Genomic DNA, 23,148 nt, shown 5'->3' on the forward strand with positions numbered 1-23,148 from the left:
CCGCCGCAGGCGGCTCTGTCCGCGGTGGCCCCGAAGGGCCGCGAAGCCGGCGCGGCTCCCACGGCACCCAGCCGTCGCCCCACATTTCCGCAGGGTGCGGCGCGCGGTCCGAGCCGTTGCCGCAAGCCATGGCGTCATGGGCGCCAGATCGGTCGCACCCCCAGCAGTTGCGCCCGGGATACGCAGGGTGGAGAGGAAACTTCCTGGCCATGCCCGCGCTTGGCCGGCTGCCGCCGCCCTGGCTTTGCGCTGGCGCAACAGAGCGGCCCTTGAAGCCGTTTCCGAAGGCCTATGCGGGCCGCCTGAAGGCCAGAAGCTTGGGGCGGAAGCGCTGCAGCACTTCGCCGCGCTGGTTCTTGGTCTGGCACAGCAGGCGCACCATGGCGCGGTCCGGGCGCGAGCGCGAGGGAATGATCTCCACGATCTCGGATTCCAGGTGCAGCACGTCGCCGGGGCGCGTGGGCTGGGGCCAGGCCAGCTCCTCCACGCCGCCGCCGATGATGCCGTCGGCCAGGGGAATGCTTTCGGTGACCAGGCGCATGCTGATGGAGGCCGTATGCCAGCCGCTGGCCGCCAGGCCCTGGAAGAAGGTGTTCTGCGCGGCATCGGCATCGAGGTGGAAGACCTGCGGGTCGAACTGCCTGGCGTAGGCCACGATCTGGGCTTCGTCGAGCGGATGGTCGCCGCTGACGAATTTCTGGCCTTCGTAGAGATCCTCGAGGTATAGCTTGTCGCTCATCCATGTCTCCCGGATTGGATGCCCGAGTATGCATGGCCGGTCTGCAGGCCGCTGCAGCGCATGCGACTCGCGCTTATGCTCGCGTCCATGGTGTTCGAATTTTCCGATTCCGAGGTTGCCGAGCTGCAACAGACTCCGCAGCAATTGAGCGTGCGCTTTGCCGCGGGCCGGGTGTCCGAGGGGGGCGAGGGCCGATGGATGCCGCTGCTGCTGATATGCGGGCAGCCGGGGCGGGTGGAGATGGAGTCCGGCTGCCTTGGCCGGCTGGCCGGCGGCACGGTGGTGCTGGACGGCGAGCGCAGGACCGCGCTGCCCGTGCCGCTGCAGAGTACGGCATCTTTTGCGCTGGAGCTGGAGTTTGCCAGCGGCGCGCGCTGCCGTGTGCAGGGCAGGGGGCTGGAGCTGCGGGCACCGGCCAGCCGGTGCTCCGTGGATTCCTATCAGTGTTGAGCGAGGGAAAAACTATCCACTGCGCGTGAACTGGGCGCGTTTCCAGGCTGGAAACGCCGGGCAGGAGCCGCCCCGCCGAAGGCGCTGTCCCCTTCCGGGGGGAAGGCGCGAAGCGATCCAGGGGGCTTTATCTAGAACTCCAGGTTGTCGATGAGCCGTGTGCCGCCCAGGCGTGCGGCACCCAGGGCCACCAGCTCGCCGGTCGTTGCATCGGCCGGCGGCAGCAGATTGCCGCGCTGGCGCACCGTGAGGTAGTCGGGCTCCCAGCCCTGGGCGCGCAGTGCCTGCATGGCCTGTGCTTCCAGTACGGCCAGGTTGCCGCCCTGCCGTGCGGCTTCGGCCAGGGTCTTCAGCGCCCTGGACAGCGCAATGGCCTGCTCGCGCTGCGCTTCGCTCAGGTAGCCGTTGCGCGAGCTCAGGGCCAGGCCGCCGCTCGCGCCTTCGGCGCGTGCCGTCTCGCCGGCAACGATGTCGACGGGCAGGGCGAACTGCTGCACCATGCGGCGTATCACCATGAGCTGCTGGTAGTCCTTCTTGCCGAACACGGCCGTGCCGCCGCCGGTGGTGGCGAACACGGCCTGGAACAGCTTCATGACCACGGTGCAGACGCCGGTGAAGAAGCCGGGGCGGAACTCGCCCTCGAGGATGTCGGCCAGGGCCGGGTCGGGCTGGATCTTGAAGGTCTGGGGCTCGGGGTAGAGGTCGGCCTCGCGCGGGGCGAACAGGATGTCGCAGCCTTCGGCCTGCAGCTTGGCGCAGTCGGCCTCCCAGGTGCGCGGATAGCTGTCGAAGTCCTCGTGCGGCAGGAACTGCAGGCGGTTCACGAAGATGCTGGCCACGGTCACTTCGCCGTGCTGGCGCACCAGCCGGATCAGCGACAGGTGGCCTTCATGCAGGTTGCCCATGGTGGGCACGAAGGCGGGGCGGCCGCGGCCGGCAAGCGCGGTGGCGAGTGCGGCTCTCAGGTCGGCGATGGTATGGACGATTTGCATGGCTTGAACGGGAAGAACGGAAAAGTCGCGGTGCTGCCTGCCGGGCCTACCAGGCATGCAGTTCGTTGTTGGGGAAGGAGCCGTTCTTGACGGCTTCCACATAGGCCTGCATGGCTCCCTTGACGCTGCCCGCATCCTGCATGAAGTTGTGCACGAACTTGGCCATCTTGCCCAGGTTCACGCCCAGCATGTCGTGCAGCACCAGCACCTGGCCGGCCGTGCCGCTGCCCGCGCCTATGCCGATGGTGTGGCAGTGCTGCAGCTCCTCGGTCAGGCTGGCGGCCAGGGCCGCGGGCACCATCTCCAGCACCAGCATGGAGGCGCCGGCATCCTGCAAGGCGTGGGCATGGCGGCGCAGCGTGTTGGCCGCCACGTCGTCCTTGCCCTGCACGCGGTAGCCGCCCAGCGCGTGCACGGTCTGCGGCGTCAGGCCCAGGTGGGCGCAGACGGGAATGCCGCGCTCCACCAGGAATTCCACGGTAGGGGCTGTCCAGCCGCCGCCCTCGAGCTTGACCATGTGGGCCCCGGCCTGCATCAGGGCGCAGCTGCTGCGCAAGGCCTGTTCGCGGCTTTCCGCATAGCTGCCGTAGGGCAGGTCGGCGATCACCCAGGCCGTGCCCTGGGCCCGGTGCAGGCCGCGCGTGACGCTGGCCGTGTGGTAGGCCATGTCCTCCAGCGTCACGCCCACGGTGCTGTGCAGGCCCTGGCAGACCATGCCCAGCGAGTCGCCCACCAGAATGCATTCCACGCCGGCGGCGTCGGCCACGGCGGCAAACGTGGCGTCATAGGCCGTGAGCATGGTGATCTTCTCGCCGGCCGCGCGCATCTGCGCCAGCCGCGGCAGGCTGATGGGGCGGCGCTGGGGCAGCGGCGAAGCGGGGGGGATGGTGCCGTAGGGCGTGCCTGTGGCGGTGGCTGCTGTGGCGGACATGGGGTCTCCTTTGTCTTGGTCGGCCAGGAAACGTGCAGGCGCCAGGCCGGGGGCGCTTGCACATTACAGGGCAAATTGCCCGCGAGTCTATGCGATGCGGGGTTGGCATAACAACCGTAAATAGACTGTGCATGGCTGATGCACCGATACTATGCTGTACCGGCGGCCCGGTCCGGCCGCACGGCGTCTGGCGTTATGCGTTCCGTCTTTTCCCGCTTGAGGTCATCGGTATGCCCTTGGATGCGCAGGAGTTTCCGTCGGCCTTGCCGATTGCCGCGTCCGTGGCCTGGCAAGGCCTGCGCGGAGTGGGCTGGCTGCGGTCGCTGTCGGACGAAAAACTGGCCTTGCTGGCTGCGCAATGCCGGTGGCACCGGCTGCAGCCCGGGCAGATGCTGCATGGCCCTTATACGGACCGGCGCACGTATGTGCTGGTCGGTGGCCTGCTGAGCCTGGGCAGCTGCAGTGCCAGCGGCCGCACCATGATTCTGGGACACCTGGAGCCGGGGTTCTTCTTCGGTGCATTTGCGCCGCCACAGCCATCGCAGCATGTGCTGGTGCAGGTGCATGCGGTGCAGGAAAGCCTGGTGGCCTCGCTTTCGTCCGAGGAGATGGAGGCGCTGATCATGAGCGAGATTCTGGTCATGCGGGCCATGGTCCAGCATCTGGGCGAGATGACCGGCGTGCTCGCGCGGCGCCTGGTCCGCCAGGGCACGCTGTCGGTGCGCGGACGCCTGCATGCCCTGCTGCTGGAGCTGGCAGAGCATGCGGGCATCGCGGACGACCAGGCCCTGCTGGCGCCCGCGCCGCGCCAGAGCGATCTGGCCCTGATGCTGGGCACCAGCCGCGAGGAAGTCGCGCGCGAGATGGCGCGGCTGGCGCGCCTGGGCCTGCTGCGGCGCGAGGGGCGCAACCTGCGCATTTGCCGCGTCGACGGCCTGCGCCTGCTGCTGGATGAGGTGCGCTGACGGCCGGCACCGCGAAATTGCTTTTGGCGTGAGAAAACGTACAGACTATCGCCAGGAGCCGGCACATAGTTCAGTCCTTGCCGCGGCGAGGCAGATTTCCTGGACGCTTCGGCGAGCCGAAAGGACTGAACATGCGCTCCCTCACCAGCTTGTTTGTTGCCGCTGCGGTGGCCGCCGTCTCCGCTGCCGCCATGGCCGAGAATGCCCCGGCATCTGCCGGCGAGGGCATGGCGGCCGCCTTCAGAAGCCGTGCCGAGGTGCTGGCCGATCTGGAAATGTTCCAGCGCTCGGGCCTGGGCTATCTGCCATCGCCCACCGGCTATGTGGAATCCGAGCAGAGCGCCGAATACCGCCGGGCCTATGCCGAGTACCAGCGCCTGCTGGCCGGGCCGGACTACCGGGAGGCCGTGGCCAGGTACGAGTCGCAGCCCCCGGCCGGCAGGTGAGCGGGGTTGCCTTGCCTGCGCCCTCCCGCCGCGGCGCGTGCCCGAGCGCGCGGGCCGGCCATGCCATTGGATGGAAATCCGCTGAAGCAGTTTTCCGCCGGAGACGCCGCTTTTGCGGCGCCGGCGGCTTGCGGCTGTCACCTGGGTGACTGTATGCTGCCCGTCTTTCAATCCAGCCGCCATCCACAAAAAGCGGCCCATGGCAACGGAGGAGACCCCATGCTGACAGCGCTGCCTACGCGCTCCCATTCAGACCACCCGGCCGCGCGCAAGACCGTGGAATACGAGTTGCCGCAATGGAACCAGGCCCTGCCGCAGGCCACGGCCTGCACCACGCGCCATGCCTGGGCGCGCGTGCCGGCCGAACCCGCGCCCGCCGAGCGGCAGCGGCTCAAGAACCGTATCCGCACGGAGCTGGCAAAGCGCAACGCGGTGATGGTCTCGCACTTCTATGTGCATCCCGACCTGCAGGACCTGGCCGAGGAGACCGGCGGCATCGTCAGCGATTCGCTGGAGATGGCACGCTTCGGGCGCGACCATGCGGCGCAGACCCTGGTGGTGTCGGGCGTGCGCTTCATGGGCGAGACAGCCAAGATCCTCTCGCCCGAGAAGACCGTGCTCATGCCCGACCAGGACGCCACCTGCTCGCTGGACCTGGGCTGCCCGGCGGCCGACTTCTCGGCCTTTTGCGACCTGCATCCCGACCGCACCGTGGTGGTCTATGCCAATACCAGCGCCGAGGTCAAGGCGCGCGCCGACTGGGTGGTCACCTCCAGCTGCGCGCTGGAGGTGGTCGCCGCCCTCAAGGAGGCCGGCCACAAGATCCTGTGGGCGCCCGACCGCCACCTGGGCCGCTACATCCAGGAGCAGACCGGCGCGGACATGCTGCTGTGGAACGGCGCCTGCATCGTGCACGACGAGTTCAAGGCCTTCGAGCTGCAGGCGCTGATGCAGGAGCATCCCGGCGCCAGGCTGCTGGCGCACCCCGAAAGCTCGGCCGAGATCGTGGCCATGGCGCATGCCGTGGGTTCCACCAGCGCCATCATCCAGGCCGCCAAGACCCTGGACGCGCAGGAGTTCATCGTGGCCACCGACAACGGCCTGCTGCACAAGCTGCGCCAGCTGCTGCCCCACAAGCGCTTCATGGAGGCGCCCACGGCCGGCAGCAGTGCCACCTGCAAGAGCTGCGCGCACTGTCCGTGGATGGCCATGAACGGCCTGGCCGACGTGCTCAGGGTATTGGAAACCGGGGACAATGCAGTCCACGTGCCTGCCGACCTGGTGAAGCGGGCACGCCTGCCCATAGACCGCATGCTGGGCTTTACCGCGGCCCTCAAGGCGCAGGGCCGGCATGCGGCGGCGTCCCTGGTGCCGCGCCTGGTGCCCCATCTGGGCGCGGCGTGATGCCTGCCTGCTTGCGCCATCCTGCTTTGATAGCGGCTTGCGCTCGCCAGCTCTGCGTTTGAGACCTTTTTCCCTTGTATTCCTCCGTCATCGATTTCACCAATCCCCGGGATGCCGGGGCCGACCGGCTGCAATGGGGCTTTGCGCCGCCGCTGCAGGTGCTGGCAGCCCATGAGCCGCAGCAGGTTCCGGCCGTGCTCGACGCCGTGCAGCAGGCGGCCGAAGGCGGCCGCTGGTGCGTGGGCTGGCTGGCCTACGAGGCGGCGGCCGGCCTGGACAAGGCCTATGCCGGCGCGGTGCATACCGGCGCGGTGCACACCGGCGCGGTGCATGAACCGGGCAGCAGGTCGCCCCTGGCCTGGTTCGGCGTGCACGAGGCACCGGATGCCTTGGGCGCGGACGTTCTGCCGCAGCCGTCGCCGGATGTCCTGCATGTGCAATGGCAACCGGAGCCAGGCGGGCGCGCGCGCTTTGATGCCGACGTGGCCCGCATCCATGCGGCCATTGCCGCCGGCGACTGCTATCAGGTCAACTACACCTCGCCCCTCAAGGGCCGGCTCGGCGGCGCGGAAGGCCTGAGCGCGCGGCAGACCGCCCATGCGCTGTTTGCGCGCCTGCGCCGGGCCCAGCCCGGCGGCTATGCGGCCATGGTCGACGGCGGCGGCATGCAGGCCCTGTCCGTCTCGCCCGAGCTGTTCTTCGACTGGGACGGCGAGCGCATTCTCACGCGCCCCATGAAGGGCACGGCGCCGCGCGGCGCCACGCCGCAGGAGGACGAGGCGCGCATGCAGGCCATGCGCGCCTCTCCCAAGGAGCGGGCCGAGAACGTGATGATCGTGGACCTGCTGCGCAACGACCTTTCGCGCATCGCCGTGCCGCACAGCGTCAGGGTGCCGCGGCTGTTCCATGCCGAGCCGCTGCCGGCGGTCTGGCAGATGACCTCGGACGTGGAGGCCCGCACCCGGCCCGGCATCCGCCTGCGCGATGTCTTTGCCGCGCTGTTTCCCTGCGGCTCGATCACGGGCGCGCCCAAGCGCCAGGCCATGCGCCTGATCCGCGCGCTGGAGCCGGAGCCGCGCGGCATCTATTGCGGCGCCCTGGGGGTGGTGCGGCCCTCGGCCAGGCCCGGCGGCATCCATGCCACGTTCAACGTGCCCATCCGCACCGTGGCGCTGCAGGGGCAGGCGCTGCGCTGCGGCATCGGCAGCGGCATCACGGCCAGCGCCACGGCCGAGGCCGAGTGGCAGGAATGGCAGCACAAGCAGCGGTTTCTGGCAGGATTGGCGGCGATCCAAGCGCTTTGAAGAGGAATGAATGGACTTTGAAATTCTGGAAACCCTGGCCCTGAAGGACGGCCGCTGGCAGAACTGGCCGCTGCACTGGGCGCGGCTGCAGATCGCGGCCCAGCACTTCGGCTATCCCTTGCACCAGGCGGCGCTGGAAGCGCAGATGCAGGCGCTGCAACAGCAGAAGACGGCCGGCGACTGGCGCGTGCGGCTGGCGCTGGATGCGCAGGGACAGGTGCAGATGGCCGCAGAGCCGCTGCAGCCCTCGGCTACGCCCGTGCGGCTGGAGCTGGCGCAGCAGCCGATAGCCAACAGCGTGGCGCAAAGCGATTGGGTGCGCTTCAAGACCTCGCGCCGCGCGCACTACAACGCTTTCCGCCCCCGCGGCGCTCACGTGTTCGACGTGGTGCTGCACAACGACAACGGCGAGATCACCGAAGGCACGCGCGGCAATGTCTGCATGCAGCTGGATGGCCGCTGGGTCACGCCGCCGCTGGCCTGTGGGCTGCTGCCCGGCGTGGGCCGCGCGCTGGCGCTGTCCCAGGGGCGCGTGAGCGAGCGCGTGGTGCGCATCGACGAGGTGCCGCAGATCGAGGGCTGGGCCTTTGTCAACAGCCTGCGCGGCTGGCTGGAGGCACAGCTGATCAGTGCGCATTGACTGCGGCGCGCGTGACACAATGGCCCAAGGCGACGTTGAACGGCTCTTCGCGACGCGCGCGAGGTGCTTGTGCGGCGCTGCCCTCAACCACACAACGGAGACGGCACCATGGAAGACGAGGACTTTGATGCGCTGTATCTCGACCTGATGCAGGAATTCCTGGCCGATGCCAAGCCCGTGCAATGGCTGGCCACGGTCTGTACCATGAACTATGACGGCAACGGGGCGCTGGTGGACTGGATCATCAAGCAGCCCCGGCTGGAGCCGGCGGTGGCCAAGGCGCTGTACTGGTATCTGCAGCCTGCCTACTACCAGCACTATGCGTCGGAGGACAAGGTGCCTGCGGTCAACCGCACGGGCTGGCACCAGATCCAGGCGCTGCACCAGCGCTTTGCCAGGGGCGACCTTGCGGCGCCCTCCATAGGCTGGGACCCGCGCAACGACCTGGCATCGCCCACGGGCAATCCCAAGCACCCGGGCTACGACTGGACGGCCGAGGCCGTGCCGGCCAAGGAGGCGGCCTGGACCATTCCCCCGATCATGTTCGAGCCCGTGCCCGGAGAGCAGATCGACATCTATGCCTATTGCGACGACAACGGCTGGGACGAAGGCATGCCGCCCCATGTGCAGGAAGAGCTCAACAGCGCCATCGAGGACGAGTCCGACAGCGATGCCGATATCGATGACTGAACTCCGGCCCGGCCGGCCGCCGGCCCGTGCTTGAGTTTCTGCTGCAGCTGCTGGGCGAGTTTTTGCTGCAGGTCGTGGGCGAGGCCCTGGTGGAGCTGGGCCTGCATTCGCTGGCCGAGCCGTTTCGCCGGCCGCCCAATCCCTGGCTGGCCGCGCTGGGCTACATGATCTTCGGTGCCGTGCTGGGCGGGCTCAGCCTGCTCGTGCTGGGCCATCACCTCACGCCCGCGGGGCCGCTGCGCTGGCTCAACCTGCTGTTCACGCCCGTGGCCGTGGGCGCATTGATGGCCGCCATGGGCGCCTGGCGCGCGCGCCGGGGGGAGCCGCTGCTGCGCATCAACCATTTCTTCTACGGTTTCCTGTTCGCGCTGTCCTGGGCGCTGGTGCGCTTCTTCTTCGCCCGTTGAATGCATTCTGCAGCCCGTCGTGTGGCGCGTTGGAACGCTTTGGGTATCGTTTTGTGATACCTGGCGGTTTTTGGGTGGAAAAACATGTGGGCTGAGGCCACCATCGCGGCACCATAACTTCTGGAGCAAACCGATGAGCACACCGCAACTGCACAGCCACAAGCCTTCCTCGGCCTTTGTTGCCGCCTCCTGGGCCGCCCTGCTGCTGGGCATCGTGGCTTTCATGGCGGGGCTGTGGAATGCGGGCATGCAGCTCAACGAGAAAGGCTATTACTTCGCCGTGCTGGTGCTGGGCCTGTATGCGGCCATCTCGCTGCAGAAAACGGTGCGCGACCGGCTCGAAGGCATTGCCGTCACGGGCATCTACTACGGCATCAGCTGGATGGCGCTGATCATCGCGGTGCTGCTGCTGGGCACGGGCCTGTTCAATGCCGCGCTGCAGCTGAGCGAAAAAGGCTTTTACGCCATGGCCTTTGCGCTGGCCCTGTTCGGTGCGATTGCGGTGCAGAAGAACACCCGCGACAACCTGGCCGACCCGGCCCGCGTGCCCGACGATATGGGCAGCGCCAAGCGCAACGCCAAGGCCGAGCGCACTGCGGCGGCCGAAGCTGCCCGGGCCATCGAAGCCGTGCAGCAACTGGAGTCGAACCGATGAAGTGAAGCCCGTTTGCGCTACGGATTCAAAAGCCTGCAGGCTGGCCCTGCGGGCTTTTTGCCTGGGGGCTCCGGTTTGCGTCCCGCATGGCGGCCTGCTGGGCCATGAAGTCCGAGAACACCGATTGCAGCCGTGCGTGCTGCGGCGCGCCGTCGGTCCAGCCCTGCAACTGGCCCAGGGCCAGAGCGGTGGCTTCGAAGGTGGACAACTGCTCCGGCAGATGCGCCTTGCGGATCGCATAGCGACCGGCCGGCACATCCTCCAGGGCCAGGCGCGGCAGGGACTGCAGAGCCGGATTCGCATAAAGCATCTTGCGGCTTTTGCGCCAGGTTCCGTCGAGGACGACCAGGCGCAGCCCTGATGGCGCGCAGGGCCAGGGCGTGGGCAGCGGCGCCGCGGCGGCCAGCCCGAGGGCCGCGTCCTGCAGCCCCGTGTCGGGGTAGAGCAGCACGCTGTGGCGCGGTCCGGCGCCTGCGGTTTCGTCCCAATCCCCGTACAGGGCCTGCCGCAGCGCGGCTGCATCGAAGCATTCGCCCACCAGCAGCCGGCTGTGCGGCAGGCACAGGTGCAGCAGATGGCCCGTGCCCTTGGCTTCGTGCACTTCCATGGGGTGCATGAGGATGAGCACCTGAACCTCGTGCGGCACGGCCCGGGCCAGCGCGCAGACGCAGGTGCGCAGCGCGCGCCGGCATTGCGGGCAGCGCAGGCGGGTGGCGGTAGGGCTATCGGAAGTGCTCATGCAATCGCAGCGGTCAGCGCATGGCTGGCAAGGTTTTCAGATGAATGGCAGCCAAAATATCAGTTGTACCCAGCGCAGCCAGCTATGGTTTCAGGAGTACGAGGTCTGCACCTGCAGGTTGCGGCCCGCGCCCCAGCCGGCGATTGCCGTGGCAATGCACAGCAGCACGACCAGCCAGACCGAGGACAGATAGCTGCCGGTCATGCTGCGCAGCACGCCCACCAGCAGCGGGCCCCAGGCCGCCAGCGCATAGCCCCAGCCCTGAGCCATGGCCGACAGCCGGGCCGTGGTCTGCATATTGCCGCTGCGCATGACGATCAGGCTCAATGCCAGCGCGAACGAGCCGCCCTGGCCCAGGCCCAGCAAAACGGCCCAGGCCCACATGGGCGCGCCCAGCGGCCCCCACAGCAGGCCCAGGAAGGCCGCGAGGATCATGGCCGACAGGGCCAGGGCAAAGCCGCGCTGGTTGGGCAGGCGCGCGGCCAGCGGCGGCGTGAACAGGCTGGCCACCAGCTGCATGAGGATGGAGGCTGCCACCAGGTAGCCGGCAGTCTCGCTGGCGATGCCGCGCTCGCGCAGGATGGGCGCCAGCCACCCCATGACGATATAGGCCAGCGCCGACTGCAGGCCCATGAACAGCGTCACCTGCCAGGCCAGGGCCGAGCGCAGCAGGCTGCCCGCATGGGCGGCGGCATCGGTCTTCACGGGCGCGGCACGCAAGGCCTGGGGTGTCCAGACCAGCAGCGCCAGCAGTGCCAGCCCTGTCCAGGCGGCCAGCGCCGGAGCCCAGGCGCCGCCGAACCAGTGCATCTCCATGGGCACGGTGAAGGCTGCGGCCGACGAGGCGCCTGCGCACACGGCCAGGGTGTAGAGGCCCATCATCAGCGCTGCCCGGGTGGCAAAGCTGCGCTTGATCAGCCCGGGTAGCAGCACATTGCCCATGGCGATGCCGGCGCCGGCCAGCACGGCCGACGCAAAAAGGGCGGCAATGCTGCCCACGGCGCGCAGCAGCGTGCCGCCGGCGATCAGCAGCAGCGCGAGCAGCAGCACGCGCTCGGCGCCGAAGCGGCGCGACAGCCCCGGCGTGGGCAGCGAGAACACGCCCAGGCACAGAATGGGCAGCGTGGTCAGCACGCTGGCGCCCGTGGCGGACAGGCCGGTGTCGCGCATGATCTCGGGCAGCACCACCGAGAGGCTGCCGAACACCGGGCGCAGATTGCAGGCGATGAGGATCAGGCTCAGGGCCAGCAGCCAGTGCGTGGAACGGGTGGCGGTAGAAGGTGTGTGCGGCGCGGTCATGGTCGCCGGACTTTATCCGATGCGCCGCCGCGCTGCCGGACAGGACAAAAAGCGATGCCCGCCGGCACGGGGTGCGGCGGGCAGGGCCAAGGGCGCGGGTCGCGCAGCGATTACAGACGGCCCTTGAAATAGGTGGCCTTGTCCATGTCGGCCACGTCCACGCTGAGCTGGACCATGATGCCCGCGGGCTGGGGCACGAGGCGGCGCAGCACGGCGGCCAGGCCGTCCGACATTTCCTTCTTGGCCTGCTCGGTGCGGCCGGCCATGAGCTGCAGCTGCACATGCACGAAGCCGCGGTTGTCGGGCTGGTTGCCGATGTAGAAGTCCGACAGGCGTGCGATGCGGGCCTTGACGTCGGCCTCGTCGGCCACCGTGGGATGGGCGCAGACCACGGCGTTGAGTTCGCGCATCAGCTCGCGCTCGTTCAGGCCGGTGAGGTTGTCGGTGTATTCGATGTGCAGGTGGGGCATGTTGGTCTCTTGCGGGGAAGGGAAGTGCGGCGCGCGGGTGCGCTCAGAGCATCTGGGTGGGCACCTTGTGGCGCAGCTCGACCTTGCGGTTTTGCGCGTCCACGAAGACCAGCTGGGGCTGGTGCTCGGCCACGTCATTTTCGTGCACCTGGGCGAAGGCGGCGATGATGAGCAGGTCGCCCACGGCGGCGCGGCGCGCTGCCGAGCCGTTGACCGAGATCATGCCGCTGCCGCGCTCGCCCTTGATCGCATAGGTCACGAAGCGTTCGCCGTTGTCGACGTTCCAGATATGGACCTGTTCGTTCTCGGCGATGTTGGCGGCGTCCAGCAGATCCTCGTCGATGGCGCAGGAACCTTCGTAATGCAGCTCGCACTGCGTGGTTTTGACGCGGTGGATCTTGGACTTGAGCATGGTGCGGAACATGTTGTCTCTCTCTGTGCCCGGCGGGGGCTGGTGGTTGCTAGGAAATTCTCGCGAGTCTATGCGATGCCGGCCGCTCAGCGTGCGGGCGGCACCAGGATGGTGGGCGCCGCGGGCGCGGCCGTCTGCGGCCAGTCGCGGCTGAAGTGCAGGCCGCGGCTTTCGCGGCGCAGCCGGGCCGAACGCACGATGAGATCGGCCACCTGCACCAGGTTGCGCAGCTCCAGCAGCTCGCGGCTGACGTGGAAGCGGGCGTAGAACTCGTCGATCTCGCCCTGCAGCAGCGCAATGCGCCGCGCCGCGCGCGCCAGGCGCTTGTCGGTGCGCACGATGCCCACGTAGTCCCACATGAAGCGGCGCAGCTCGTCCCGGTTGTGGGTGATGACCACGCGCTCGTCGGCGTCGCTCACGCGGCTTTCGTCCCAGGCGGGCAGCGGCGGCAGCGCGGCGCCCGCTGCGGCGGCCTCGTTGATGGCCTGCCCCGCCGCGCGCGCGAACACCATGCATTCGAGCAGGGAGTTGCTGGCCAGGCGGTTGGCGCCATGCAGGCCGGTGCAGGCGGTCTCGCCCAGGGCGTAGAGGCCGGGCAGGTCGGTGCGGCCCGCCAGATCGGCGAGCACGCCGCCGCAGGTGTAGTGGGCGGCGGGCACCACCGGGATGGGCTCGCGCGTGATGTCTATGCCCAGCCCGGCGCAGCGTGCCTTGATGTTGGGAAAGTGGGCCTGCAGGAATTCGGGGCTCTGGTGCGAGATGTCCAGGTGCACGCAGTCCAGGCCGTGCTGCTTCATTTCGAAGTCGATGGCGCGGGCCACGATGTCGCGCGGCGCCAGTTCGGCGCGCCCGTCGTGCTGCGGCATGAAGCGCGTGCCCCCGGCCGACTCGGGCAGCAGAAGCCGTCCGCCTTCGCCGCGCACGGCCTCGCTGATCAGAAAGCTCCCGGCCTGGGGATGGCACAGGCTGGTGGGGTGGAACTGGATGAACTCCAGGTTGGCCACGCGGCAGCCCGCGCGCCAGGCGGCGGCGATGCCGTCGCCCGTGGCGGTTCCGGGATTGGTGGTGTGCAGGTAGACCTGGCCCGCGCCGCCCGTGGCCAGGATGGTGTGCGGCGCGCGAAAGCTGCGCACGCGGTCTCGGGACTCGTCCAGGGCATGGAGGCCCAGGCAGCGGTCGGGGCCGGCCAGGCCCAGCCTGCGGGCGGTGATCAGGTCCACCAGCGTATGCTGCTCGAACACCGTGACATGGGGCGTGGCGCGCAGCTGCGCGAGCAGGCTGGCTTGCACGGCCGCGCCCGTGGCATCGGCCGCATGGACGATGCGCCGAGCGCTGTGGCCGCCTTCGCGCGTCAGGTGCAGCGCGCCGGGCTGGCCGTCCTCTTCCGAAAAAGGCACGCCCAGGCTGCGCAGCCAGGCAATGGCGGCAGGCGCGTTCTCCACCACGAAGCGCGTGGCGGCCAGGTCGCACAGGCCGGCACCGGCCACCTGCGTGTCCTGCACATGGGCGTCGAAGCTGTCGTCCTCGGCCAGCACGGCCGCGATGCCGCCCTGGGCCCAGGCACTGGCGCCGTCATTGAGGCCTTGCTTGGTGAGCAAGGCCACGCGCCGCGTGGGCGCCAGCTGCAGCGCGGCGGTCAGGCCGGCCAGCCCGCTGCCCACGATGAGTACATCGAAATCCAGTGCCTGCTCGGCAGGCGAAACGTTCTGGCTGCGGGAGTCGGTCGAGGAGGTCGGCATCGGGGGCATGGCATGGGGGCCGTTGGCCATTGGATGGGCGTGGAAGGGTCAGATACCGGAGGCGTCCGTGCCGCCTGCGGCGTAGTCGCTGGCGCTCAGGTCGAGCACACAGCCGTCGCCGATGCTGTCGCGCCATACGCGCACGCGGCTGGGCGCAGGCTGCAGGTCGGCCAGGGACTTGGCGATGAACAGGCTCAGGTTTTCCAGCGTGGGCTTGCCCAGGCCGGGAATCTCGTCGAGGAAATGGTGGTCCAGCTGTTCGCGCAATAGCGCGAGCCGGGCGCGCAGATGGCCCAGGTCGATGACCATGCCGTTGTCGGGATTGCGCGGGCCGGTCACGCTGACTTCGGCCCAGTAGGTGTGGCCATGGATGCGGCGGCTGCCTTCGGTTTCGATGGCGCGCTCCAGCGTGTGGGCGGCATCGAAGAAAAAGCGCTGGTGAACGGTAAATTGCATATCAGTTATCCATGGCGCTGCGCATGAAACCGGCGCGTACGAACACCAGGGACAGCGGGCAAGGAGCGCCCCGCAGCGAGGCTGTCGTCCCCCAGCAAGGGGGAAGGCGTGTAGCGACTCAGGGGGTGTTTCATTGCTTCAGCGGATGCCGGTGAGCTTGTGGGTCTGCAGGCTCAGGCGCCATGCCGGGTGCTGCAGGCATTGCGCGATGCAGGCCGCTGTGTTGTCGGCCTGCAGGGCGTTGTCCATGGGCTGCAGAAAGTAATGGGCGAAGTCGGTGCCGGCGACGATGGCCTCCAGGTTGAAGCCCGGCTGGGGCCAGACCAGCTTGAGCTCCTGGCCGCTGCGCTGCACCCATTCCGCACCGGCCTTGGGGCTGATGCACAGCCAGTCGATGCCCTCGGGTGCGGCCACCGTGCCGTTGCTTTCCACCGCAATGCGGAAACCGCGTGCATGCAAGGCATCCACCAGGGCCGCATCGACCTGCAGCAGCGGCTCCCCGCCCGTGAGCACTACCATGCGGTGCCGGCTGTCCTGCGCGGGCCACTGCGCGAGGATGCGCTCGGCCAGTTCGTCGGCCGTGGCGAACTTGCCGCCCAGCGTGCCGTCCGTGCCCACGAAGTCGGTATCGCAGAACCGGCAGACGGCGCTGGCGCGGTCCTGCTCCCGGCCGCTCCAGAGGTTGCAGCCCGCAAAGCGGCAGAACACGGCCGGCGTGCCCGCCTGGCCGCCTTCGCCCTGCAGGGTGTAGAAGATTTCTTTGACGCTGTATGTCATGCCTGGGTTTGCGCTTCAGGAGCTGTTGGGTGCAGGAAGTGGGCGAATGTAAGTCCTGACTGGCGTTGACTGCAGCGCAGGCATGAAAAGCAGGGTGGGTGGCCGGGGTATCTGCGGACTCAGACGGGGGTATAGGCCAGGCGCACGTAGATGGGGGCGAAGGCCTCGGCCTGGGTGATCTCGATCAGCGTTTCCTTGGCCAGCTCCAGCATGGCGATGAAGGTCACGACCAGCACGGTCGAGCCCTTCTCGGGATTGAAGATGCGCTCGAACTCCACGAAGCGCTGGCCCTGCAGCTGCTTGAGGATCTGGCTCATGTACTCGCGCACCGACAGCTCCTCGCGCGTGATCTTGTGGCTTTGCACCAGCTTGGCGCGCTTGAGGATGTCGCGCCAGGCGGCCTGCAGCTCGCCGACCTCCACGTCGGGAAAGCGCGGCTGCAGGCTTTGCTCGATATAGACCGTGGCCTTGAGGAAGTCGCGTCCGTACTGGGGCAGCTGGCCCAGTTGCTGGGCCGCGAGCTTCATCTGCTCGTACTCGAGCAGGCGGCGCACCAGTTCGGCGCGCGGGTCTTCGGCCTCCTCGCCATCCTCCTGCTTCTTGGGCGGCAGCAGCATGCGCGACTTGATCTCGATCAGCATGGCCGCCATCAGCAGGTATTCGGCCGCGAGCTCCAGGTTGCGGCTGCGGATCTCGTCCACATAGGCCATGTACTGGCGCGTCACATCCTGCATGGGAATGTCGAGGATGTTGAAGTTCTGCTTGCGGATCAGGTACAGCAGCAGGTCCAGCGGGCCTTCGAAGGCTTCGAGGAAGACTTCCAGCGCATCGGGCGGGATGTACAGGTCCTGGGGCAGTGCGAACAGGGGCTCGCCGTACAGGCGCGCCAGGGCCACCTGGTCGACCAGGTCCTGCGAGGCATCCGGCGGGAGTCCGGCGCCGCTGGCGGCGGCCAGGGCCTGCGGAGGGCGCGGCTCGTTCATGGGCTGCTATGCACAAAGGAGCGCATGGCGCATGCTGCATCGGCGCTGCAGGCCAATTCCATTCGGAGCCGCCAACCGGTCAGGACGGGTTGGTCTGGTAGACGTAGGGCTTCTGGTCCACGCGGCCGGCGCGCAGGTCTTCCCAGACTTCCTGGTTCACGTTCTTGTCCCACAGCAGCGCACGGCCGGCGACCTGTTGCTCGGACAGCCCGGGATTCTGCTTTTTCAGATCGTTGAGGAAATTGGTGGTGTCGGAACGGTAATCGGGGCGGCGGAAGAAGGACATATGCGTAAAACCTCTCAGAACCGCGGATTTTAGCCGGTTGCGCGTGCGGGGGCAGGCAGCGGCCCTTTGGCGTTGCGGCGGCCGCCGTACCGGCAGCGGTTTTGACAAGCGTTTGCAGACGGGCGCGCAGCCCGGACGCGGATGCTGCCAGAATCGGCCTGTGTCCGGCACTTTTGTGATGCATGCCCATGAATATTTTTTCCCGTCTGGCCCTCGCTGCGGTGGCCGTCTTCGGCGCACTGGCACTGGCTGGCTGCGATCAGCAGAAGATCAAGGAGCTGGAGGAAGGCCTGTCCACCGAGGCCGATGTGCGCGAGCGCTTCGGCGATCCCGAGCGCATCTGGCCCGAAGCCGACGGCTCGCGCACTTTCGAGTACAACCGCCAGCCCGCGGGCACGCGCAATTACATGATCACCATCGGCCCCGACGGCAAGATGAGCGCGCTGCGCCAGGTGCTGGCGCCGCACAACTTCGAGAAGATCGTGCCCGGGCTGACCCAGGAGCAGGTGCGCCGCATGCTGGGCAAGCCGGCGAGGGCCATCCCCTACGCGCTCAAGCAGGAGACCGACTGGGAGTGGAACTGGATCGATCCGCCCACGCGCCAGATGGAGTTCATCGTCACCTTCGGGCCCGACGAGCGCGTGCTGCGCAGCGGCAGCCACGAGAAGCTGCACGACGGCCCCTGAGCCCGGTGCCGCTGCCTGTTGCGGCCAGCCTACAGAGGTTGCTGCAATGCACAAAAATGCCGGGTCCAGCACCCGGATCTCTACCAGGGAGAGTCGGTAGTTCGTAAAATCCGGCCAGCGCAATCAGGGTATACCTTGATGCGCTGCTGGTCCAGGCCTCACACGGGCGCTGGGTGCTTGCCTTGCTGTCACCACCCCCGACATGTCCACACCGCTATCGACCGCTGCGGCCTCCGCCCTGGAGCCTGCAGTTTCCGCCTCCGTCCCGCCGCCGGCCCTGCGCCATGGCCGCTTCGAGGATGCCCAGGCCCTGTTCACGGGCTCGCTGTTCGTTTCCATCACCATGATGCTGTTTGCCCAGGCCGGCCTGCTCACGGGCAGCACGGCGGGCATCGCATTCCTGCTGCACTATGTGACGGGGCTGCCGTTCGGCGCCATCTTCTTCGTGATCAACCTGCCGTTCTACTGGTTCGCCTGGAAGCGCATGGGGGCGGAGTTCACGGTCAAGACCTTTGTGTCCGTGGCCATGCTGGCGCTGATGGCCGACGTGGGGCCGCGCTTCATCCATATCGATTACCTGAACCCGCTGTATGCGGCCGTCGCGGGCGGCCTGCTCATGGGCTCGGGCTGCCTGTTCCTGGCGCGCCACCATTCCAGCCTGGGCGGAGCCACCATCGTCTCGCTCTATCTGCAGGACCGTTACGGCATCCGCGCGGGCAAGGTGCAGATGATGATCGACTGCACCGTGGTGCTGCTGGCGCTGTGGATCGTGCCTTTCGAGCGCGTGGCCTACTCGGTGCTGGCTGCCGTGATCATGAGCATGTTCCTCTGGATCAGCCACAGGCCCGGGCGCTACCAGGGCAATTGAGTTGCGATCTCCAGCGACCTCGGGAAAAGGGCACAGGCCTGCTCAGGGCGGGTCCGGCGCGTACTCTGCCGGGTCGCGCGCATTGCTGGCCCCCGGTCCGGGCCGGTAGGGATGGTTGGGGTCGCTTTCCCGGTATCTGATGCTCACGCCGCTGTTGTCGGCTTTGTCGTCCGTCACGGCGTCATAGGCCTTGCCCACGCCTTTGCCCACCAGCTTGGCCGTGCCCACGGCTGCATCGGCCGCCACGCCCACGGCCGTGGCCGTGACGCCGACGGCCGCCGCGCCCACGCTCACCACGGTGCAGCCTGAAAGCGCACAACACAAAAAAGCCCCTGCCAGCCATGGCTTGCAGGAGCTTGATCCATCCCTGTCCTGCAGGAGGGACACCAAGCAAGGGCCGCCCCGCAGCGAGGGTGTCGTCCCCCTATGGGGGAAGGCGCGAAGCGACTCAGGGGGCATCAATGGATTCTCATGCCCGGTGTGGCGCCGGGGAAGGGCTCCAGCACATAGATGCCGGGCTGGGCTTTCTCGTCGGCGTGGCTGGCGGCCAGCACCATGCCTTCGGAAATGCCGAACTTCATCTTGCGCGGCGCGAGGTTGGCCACCATCACGGTGAGCTTGCCCTGCAGCTGCTCGGGCTGGTACATGCTGCTGATGCCGCTGAACACATTGCGTGTCCTGGGCTGGCCGCTCTCGTCCTTTTCACCCACATCCAGCGTCAGCTGCAGCAGCTTGGTCGAACCTTCCACGGCCTTGCACTCCAGAATTCTGGCGATGCGCAGGTCCACCTTGGCAAAGTCCTCGATGCCGATGGTCTCGGCCAGGGGTTCGCCGCCGGGGGCATGGGGGTCGATCGCGGGCTCGGCTTTTTTCGCTGCCTTCTTGTCGGCCTTGGCGGGCTCGGCCGCAGCTGCGGCCTGGCCGGCGGGCGCTTCGAACAGGGCTTCGAGCTGCTTGGGGTCGACGCGCTGCATCAGGTGCTTGTATTCGCCGATCTGGTGGTCCTGGCCCAGGGGCTGGTCCACGTCGGCAAAGCTTTCGGGCGGCACGATGAGGAAGTTCGCCACTTCGGCGGCCACGCCGGGCAGGATGGGCTTGAGGTAGATGGTCAGGATGCGGAAGGCTTCGATGCAGGTGGAGCACACATCCTGCAGGCGCGCCTCCATGCCTTCCTTCTTGGCCAGTTCCCAGGGCTTGTTGGCGTCCACATAGCTGTTGACCTTGTCGCACAGCAGCATGATCTCGCGCGCGGCGCGGGCCGTGTCGCGGGCCTCGTAGGCGGTCACGATGGCGTCCTTTTGCTCGCGCAGCTGGGCCAGCAGGGCCTGGCCGTCCTCGCTGACGGCGCCCAGCCTGCCGCCGAAGCGCTTGGCGATAAAGCCCGCGGCGCGGCTGGCGATGTTCACGTACTTGCCGATCAGGTCGGAGTTGACGCGCAGCATGAAGTCTTCGGGGTTGAAGTCGATGTCTTCGTTCCTGCCGTTGAGCTTGGCGCCCAGGTAGTAGCGCAGCCACTCGGGGTTCATGTTCAGCGCCAGGTACTTGAGCGGGTCCAGGCCCGTGCCGCGGCTCTTGCTCATCTTCTCGCCGTTGTTCACCGTCATGAAGCCGTGCACGCAGATGCGGGTCGGCGTCTTGCGGCCGCTGAACTTGAGCATGGCGGGCCAGAACAGCGTGTGGAAGGTGATGATGTCCTTGCCGATGAAGTGGTACTGCTCCAGGGCCGGGTCGGCCATGTAGGCGTCAAAGTCCTCGCCGCGCCGGTTCAGCAGGTTCTTGAGCGAGGCCAGGTAGCCCACGGGCGCATCCAGCCAGACGTAGAAGTACTTGCCCGGCGCGTCGGGAATCTCGATGCCGAAGTAGGGCGCATCGCGCGAGATGTCCCAGTCGTCCAGGCCTTCGCTGGTGCTGCCGTCGGGATTGGTGCGCACGCCGAACCATTCCTTGATCTTGGCGGCCACTTCGGGCTGCACGTGCTGGCCGTTCTGCGTCCACTCGGTCAGGAACTCCACGGCGCGCGGGTCCGAGAGCTTGAAGAAGAAGTGCTCCGAGGTCTTGATGACGGGCTTGGCGCCCGACAGGGCCGAGTACGGGTTGATCAGGTCGGTGGGCGCGTAGACCGAGCTGCAGACCTCGCAGTTGTCGCCGTACTGGTCCTTGGCGTGGCAGCGCGGGCATTCGCCCTTGATGAAGCGGTCGGGCAGGAACATGTTCTTCTCGGGGTCGAAGAACTGCTCGATGGTGCGCGTCTCGATGAAGCCGGCCTTCTTGAGGTCCAGGTAGATCTGCCTGGACAGCTCGTGGTTCTCGGGGCTGTCGGTGTTGCTCCAGTTGTCGAAGGCGATGTGGAAGCCGTCAAGGTACTGCTTGCGGCCCGCGGCGATGTCGGCCACGAACTGCTGGGGCGTCTTGCCGGCCTTCTCGGCCGCGATCATGATGGGCGCGCCGTGGGCATCGTCGGCGCCCACGAAGTTGACCGCATTGCCCTGCATTCGCTGCGCACGCACCCAGGTGTCGGCCTGGATGTATTCCATGATGTGGCCGATGTGGAAATTGCCGTTGGCATACGGCAGGGCGGTGGTGACGAAGATTTTGCGTGCGGTCATGGGAAAAACTGCTTTCACGGTGAACCCGGCATTTTAGAAGCGCGCGCCGCAGGCCGCCGGCTGCCGGGTCTTGTCAGGGGCGGCGCGGCTGCCGGCTTCCGCGGAATGCTCCTGAAAAAGAAGCTTCCTGCGCGTGATCTGATTGAAGATCAATGAATATCCATGCTCAATCCATTGGACGGAAGGCGCCAGGTGCTCCTGATTGGGTAGCGTGGCTCATTCGTCCGGTGCCGGCGCCGCCGGGACATGCCGGGGCCCGGGCCAGCCCAGGAACTCGGCGATCTCGCCGCTGCGCGCCAGCGCGTCGCGCCGCCCCAGCGCCAGCAGCTCGCGTGTGTAGCTTTGCTCGAACAGAAGATAGCTGGCCAGCGCGCCGTCGCGCATGGCGTCGCCCGCGTGGCTGCGCACGCCCAGCGTGCTCAGCAGCGCGCGCACCGACAGCGGCAGCTGGTCGATATGGCGCGTGGCAATGTCGTCCACGGGTTCGGACGGCGTGATGCTCAGCACCTCGATGGGGCGCAGCTGGCTGTGCACGCGCTCGGCCGGCGAGATCAGCGCCAGCGTCTGGTTGATGCGCTCCGCGCGCTCTATGTCCACGTTCAGCGTGTCCAGGAAGATGCTCGACAGCGCATGGCCGGCCACCTGGGCCAGCGTGGGGTAGCCGGCGTCGGCCACGGGCTGCTCGCCCGGCTGGCCGCGCCGCCGGCCCGGGTCGATCACCATGATCTTCTGCGCGCCCAGGTGGATGGCCGGGGCCAGCGGCGCCGTCTGGCGCATGGAGCCGTCGCCGAAATATTCCACATGGCCGTCCAGCGGCAGAGCCACGGCCGGAAAGAGAAAGGGCAGGGCGGCCGAGGCCAGCAGGTGCTCGCGGCCCAGCTGGGCCGGTACGGCCCGGCGCTGGTTGCGCACCCAGGGACTGAGCGCCTGCCGGGTCTGGAAGAAGGTGACGTGCTGGCCGCTGCTGTAGCTTGAGGCCGTGATGGCCAGCGCATGCAGATGGCCGTCGACCACGAGCTGGGGCAGGCGCTCGAACGGCATGAGATCGCTGGCCAGCAGCTTTTCCAGCGGCGTGTTGTCCAGCAGCGAGCGCGGCCGCGTCATGCCCCAGCGGGCCAGGGCCCAGCCCAGAGACAGCAGGGTCAGCCAGCGTGCGCCGCTGCGCAGCACGCTCAGGGAGTCGGCACGGTAGATGTCCTCGGTGTGCATGTTGCGCCAGACATGGGCCATGCGCCGCACGGCGCTGTCGAAGTGGTCGCAGTGGCAGGCCAGGGCCGTCACGTTGATGGCGCCCGCCGAGGTGCCGGTCAGCACGGGAAAGGGGTTGGGGCCGTGGCGCAGGCCGCAGTCGCGGCGGATTTCGGCGATCGCCTCGAGCACACCGACCTGGTAGGCGGCGCGCGCGCCGCCGCCGCTGAGCAGCAGGCCGGTGCGCGCGATCATGGAGGACGGCGCGGAGGCTTCGGCGGGGGGATTTCCCGGGACGGGCAAAGAGGGAATGCTTGCGGCCACCATGGCCGCAGTGTGCCTGCAATGGCCGCCCCTGTCCTGGGGCGCTTCCCCGGGGTCAGCGCTTTGGCTTGGCGATCAGCGTTGCCAGCGCAGTGCGGTCCAGCACCATCACGCCATGCTCGGCCGCCCAGGTGGCCGCATTGCCGCCCAGGGGCTGCATGGCGACGTAGACGCTGGCGCCCGCCTGCTGGCGCCGGGCTGCCTCGGCCAGCTCGCGCAGCGGCTCCACGCCGTGGCTGGCCGCCTTCCAGCGCCTGGCGCTGACCACCAGGGTCTGGCCGTTGCGCTCCAGCAGCAGGTCGGCTCCGGCCATGTCCAGGCGCTGCACCGTATAGCCCTCGGCCTGCCAGGCCGCTTCCAGCTGGGCGCAGAAGTCGCTCCAGGACTGCTGGCGCAGCGTCTCCTCGATCTGCGCCAGGCGCACCGGGCTGGGCGCGCGCATCTGCCTGTAGAACGCCATGCAGCCCACGATGAAGAACGGGAAGGCGCCCAGGGCGGCGAACGGCGAGATGTCCTTGGGAAATACGGCCAGCGACACCAGCGCCACGGCGGCGCAGATCGCAAAGCTGATCCACCAGCGCGAGCGCAGCAGGATTGCAAACAAGGAGTTTTCGGCCATCTTCAGTTTCACGGACTGTCTCTCTATCGGTATCTGTGGGACGGCGCCGGCGGGGCGCAAGGCAAGCCCGCAT

27 protein-coding genes and 1 pseudogene are annotated in these 23,148 nt (G+C 68.0%); 11 read left to right on the plus strand and 17 right to left on the minus strand.

What is annotated here, in order from left to right; all coding sequences use genetic code 11:
* Positions 1-55 precede the first annotated feature (55 nt).
* Both Cte04_RS21995 and Cte04_RS12425 read right to left on the minus strand, forming a co-directional pair.
* A pseudogene (locus Cte04_RS21995) lies at positions 56-211 on the minus strand (DUF3079 domain-containing protein); the annotation flags it as partial.
* A 78-nt stretch (positions 212-289) separates the two neighbouring features.
* A complete protein-coding gene (locus Cte04_RS12425) occupies positions 290-739 on the minus strand; it encodes a MaoC family dehydratase (protein WP_066477799.1) in 450 nt (149 codons plus the stop codon).
* Between the two features lie 60 nt (positions 740-799).
* Between Cte04_RS12425 and Cte04_RS12430 the strand changes: the two genes are divergently transcribed.
* Positions 800-1,189, plus strand: coding sequence for a hypothetical protein (locus Cte04_RS12430; protein ID WP_157081971.1), 390 nt, complete (start codon positions 800-802; stop codon positions 1,187-1,189).
* A gap of 131 nt (positions 1,190-1,320) precedes the next feature.
* Here the strand turns inward: Cte04_RS12430 and panC are convergent, their stop codons facing one another.
* Together panC and panB are read right to left on the minus strand one after the other, a co-directional pair.
* Complete coding sequence (panC, locus tag Cte04_RS12435) at positions 1,321-2,181, minus strand: pantoate--beta-alanine ligase (RefSeq protein ID WP_066477803.1); 861 nt, start codon at positions 2,179-2,181, stop codon at positions 1,321-1,323.
* Positions 2,182-2,227: 46 nt separating this feature from the next.
* Positions 2,228-3,112 (minus strand): 3-methyl-2-oxobutanoate hydroxymethyltransferase, encoded by an 885-nt coding sequence (panB, locus tag Cte04_RS12440; RefSeq protein ID WP_066477812.1) that lies wholly within the window; start codon positions 3,110-3,112, stop codon positions 2,228-2,230.
* 230 nt (positions 3,113-3,342) lie between these two features.
* Here panB and Cte04_RS12445 point away from each other — a divergent pair, with 230 nt between their 5' ends.
* From Cte04_RS12445 to yiaA, 8 genes are all read left to right on the plus strand, one after another.
* Complete coding sequence (locus tag Cte04_RS12445; RefSeq protein ID WP_066477815.1) at positions 3,343-4,077, plus strand: Crp/Fnr family transcriptional regulator; 735 nt, start codon at positions 3,343-3,345, stop codon at positions 4,075-4,077.
* Positions 4,078-4,208: 131 nt separating this feature from the next.
* Positions 4,209-4,523, plus strand: a complete 315-nt coding sequence (locus tag Cte04_RS12450; RefSeq protein ID WP_066477819.1) for a DUF4148 domain-containing protein — start codon at positions 4,209-4,211, stop codon at positions 4,521-4,523.
* Between the two features lie 219 nt (positions 4,524-4,742).
* Entirely contained in the window at positions 4,743-5,927 is a 1,185-nt protein-coding gene (gene nadA / locus Cte04_RS12455) for a quinolinate synthase NadA (RefSeq protein ID WP_083526649.1), read from the plus strand.
* A 74-nt stretch (positions 5,928-6,001) separates the two neighbouring features.
* Positions 6,002-7,231 carry an aminodeoxychorismate synthase component I gene (gene pabB / locus Cte04_RS12460; protein ID WP_066477823.1) on the plus strand — a complete coding sequence of 410 codons (1,230 nt, stop codon included), beginning with the start codon at positions 6,002-6,004 and terminating at the stop codon, positions 7,229-7,231.
* A 10-nt stretch (positions 7,232-7,241) separates the two neighbouring features.
* The gene (locus tag Cte04_RS12465) at positions 7,242-7,871 is read left to right on the plus strand and encodes an aminotransferase class IV (protein ID WP_066477826.1); all 630 of its coding nucleotides are present in this window, start codon (positions 7,242-7,244) and stop codon (positions 7,869-7,871) included.
* Between the two features lie 108 nt (positions 7,872-7,979).
* Positions 7,980-8,561 carry a DUF4274 domain-containing protein gene (locus Cte04_RS12470; protein WP_066477829.1) on the plus strand — a complete coding sequence of 194 codons (582 nt, stop codon included), beginning with the start codon at positions 7,980-7,982 and terminating at the stop codon, positions 8,559-8,561.
* Between the two features lie 26 nt (positions 8,562-8,587).
* Positions 8,588-8,968 (plus strand): hypothetical protein, encoded by a 381-nt coding sequence (locus Cte04_RS12475; protein ID WP_066477833.1) that lies wholly within the window; start codon positions 8,588-8,590, stop codon positions 8,966-8,968.
* A gap of 133 nt (positions 8,969-9,101) precedes the next feature.
* Positions 9,102-9,623, plus strand: coding sequence for an inner membrane protein YiaA (yiaA, locus tag Cte04_RS12480; protein ID WP_066477836.1), 522 nt, complete (start codon positions 9,102-9,104; stop codon positions 9,621-9,623).
* A gap of 25 nt (positions 9,624-9,648) precedes the next feature.
* Here yiaA and Cte04_RS12485 read toward each other — a convergent pair whose 3' ends face one another.
* From Cte04_RS12485 to Cte04_RS12525, 9 genes are all read right to left on the minus strand, one after another.
* The gene (locus Cte04_RS12485; RefSeq protein WP_066477839.1) at positions 9,649-10,362 is read right to left on the minus strand and encodes a tRNA-uridine aminocarboxypropyltransferase; all 714 of its coding nucleotides are present in this window, start codon (positions 10,360-10,362) and stop codon (positions 9,649-9,651) included.
* 90 nt (positions 10,363-10,452) lie between these two features.
* Positions 10,453-11,661, minus strand: a complete 1,209-nt coding sequence (locus tag Cte04_RS12490; RefSeq protein WP_157081973.1) for a CynX/NimT family MFS transporter — start codon at positions 11,659-11,661, stop codon at positions 10,453-10,455.
* A gap of 110 nt (positions 11,662-11,771) precedes the next feature.
* The gene (locus Cte04_RS12495; protein WP_066477849.1) at positions 11,772-12,131 is read right to left on the minus strand and encodes a 5-carboxymethyl-2-hydroxymuconate Delta-isomerase; all 360 of its coding nucleotides are present in this window, start codon (positions 12,129-12,131) and stop codon (positions 11,772-11,774) included.
* 43 nt (positions 12,132-12,174) lie between these two features.
* Complete coding sequence (gene panD / locus Cte04_RS12500; RefSeq protein ID WP_066477851.1) at positions 12,175-12,555, minus strand: aspartate 1-decarboxylase; 381 nt, start codon at positions 12,553-12,555, stop codon at positions 12,175-12,177.
* A 74-nt stretch (positions 12,556-12,629) separates the two neighbouring features.
* A complete protein-coding gene (gene nadB, locus Cte04_RS12505) occupies positions 12,630-14,282 on the minus strand; it encodes an L-aspartate oxidase (RefSeq protein WP_066478148.1) in 1,653 nt (550 codons plus the stop codon).
* A gap of 48 nt (positions 14,283-14,330) precedes the next feature.
* Positions 14,331-14,738, minus strand: coding sequence for a 6-pyruvoyl trahydropterin synthase family protein (locus Cte04_RS12510; protein ID WP_066477859.1), 408 nt, complete (start codon positions 14,736-14,738; stop codon positions 14,331-14,333).
* Positions 14,739-14,876: 138 nt separating this feature from the next.
* Positions 14,877-15,515, minus strand: coding sequence for a 7-carboxy-7-deazaguanine synthase (gene queE, locus Cte04_RS12515; protein ID WP_066477868.1), 639 nt, complete (start codon positions 15,513-15,515; stop codon positions 14,877-14,879).
* Between the two features lie 119 nt (positions 15,516-15,634).
* On the minus strand, positions 15,635-16,498 hold the full coding sequence (locus Cte04_RS12520) for a segregation and condensation protein A (protein WP_066477870.1): 864 nt from the start codon (positions 16,496-16,498) through the stop codon (positions 15,635-15,637).
* A gap of 79 nt (positions 16,499-16,577) precedes the next feature.
* Positions 16,578-16,784: a DUF3460 family protein gene (locus Cte04_RS12525; protein WP_066477872.1), complete on the minus strand. Its 207-nt coding sequence runs from the start codon at positions 16,782-16,784 to the stop codon at positions 16,578-16,580.
* A gap of 188 nt (positions 16,785-16,972) precedes the next feature.
* On the opposite strand from Cte04_RS12525, the gene Cte04_RS12530 reads away from it, so the two are divergent.
* Together Cte04_RS12530 and Cte04_RS12535 are read left to right on the plus strand one after the other, a co-directional pair.
* Positions 16,973-17,470 carry a hypothetical protein gene (locus tag Cte04_RS12530; protein WP_066477874.1) on the plus strand — a complete coding sequence of 166 codons (498 nt, stop codon included), beginning with the start codon at positions 16,973-16,975 and terminating at the stop codon, positions 17,468-17,470.
* A 202-nt stretch (positions 17,471-17,672) separates the two neighbouring features.
* On the plus strand, positions 17,673-18,338 hold the full coding sequence (locus tag Cte04_RS12535) for a YitT family protein (protein WP_066477878.1): 666 nt from the start codon (positions 17,673-17,675) through the stop codon (positions 18,336-18,338).
* 42 nt (positions 18,339-18,380) lie between these two features.
* Here Cte04_RS12535 and Cte04_RS12540 read toward each other — a convergent pair whose 3' ends face one another.
* The 4 genes from Cte04_RS12540 to Cte04_RS12555 all read right to left on the minus strand — a co-directional run bounded on the left by Cte04_RS12540 (position 18,381) and on the right by Cte04_RS12555 (position 23,075).
* Positions 18,381-18,677: a hypothetical protein gene (locus tag Cte04_RS12540; RefSeq protein ID WP_245633364.1), complete on the minus strand. Its 297-nt coding sequence runs from the start codon at positions 18,675-18,677 to the stop codon at positions 18,381-18,383.
* Between the two features lie 119 nt (positions 18,678-18,796).
* A complete protein-coding gene (gene metG, locus Cte04_RS12545) occupies positions 18,797-20,944 on the minus strand; it encodes a methionine--tRNA ligase (protein WP_066477881.1) in 2,148 nt (715 codons plus the stop codon).
* A gap of 216 nt (positions 20,945-21,160) precedes the next feature.
* On the minus strand, positions 21,161-22,387 hold the full coding sequence (locus Cte04_RS12550) for a patatin-like phospholipase family protein (RefSeq protein ID WP_245633360.1): 1,227 nt from the start codon (positions 22,385-22,387) through the stop codon (positions 21,161-21,163).
* A gap of 124 nt (positions 22,388-22,511) precedes the next feature.
* Positions 22,512-23,075 (minus strand): restriction endonuclease, encoded by a 564-nt coding sequence (locus Cte04_RS12555; protein WP_066478154.1) that lies wholly within the window; start codon positions 23,073-23,075, stop codon positions 22,512-22,514.
* Between the last annotated feature and the right edge of the window lie 73 nt (positions 23,076-23,148).

The organism is Comamonas terrae, assembly GCF_001544075.1.
Lineage (GTDB): Bacteria > Pseudomonadota > Gammaproteobacteria > Burkholderiales > Burkholderiaceae_C > Comamonas > Comamonas terrae.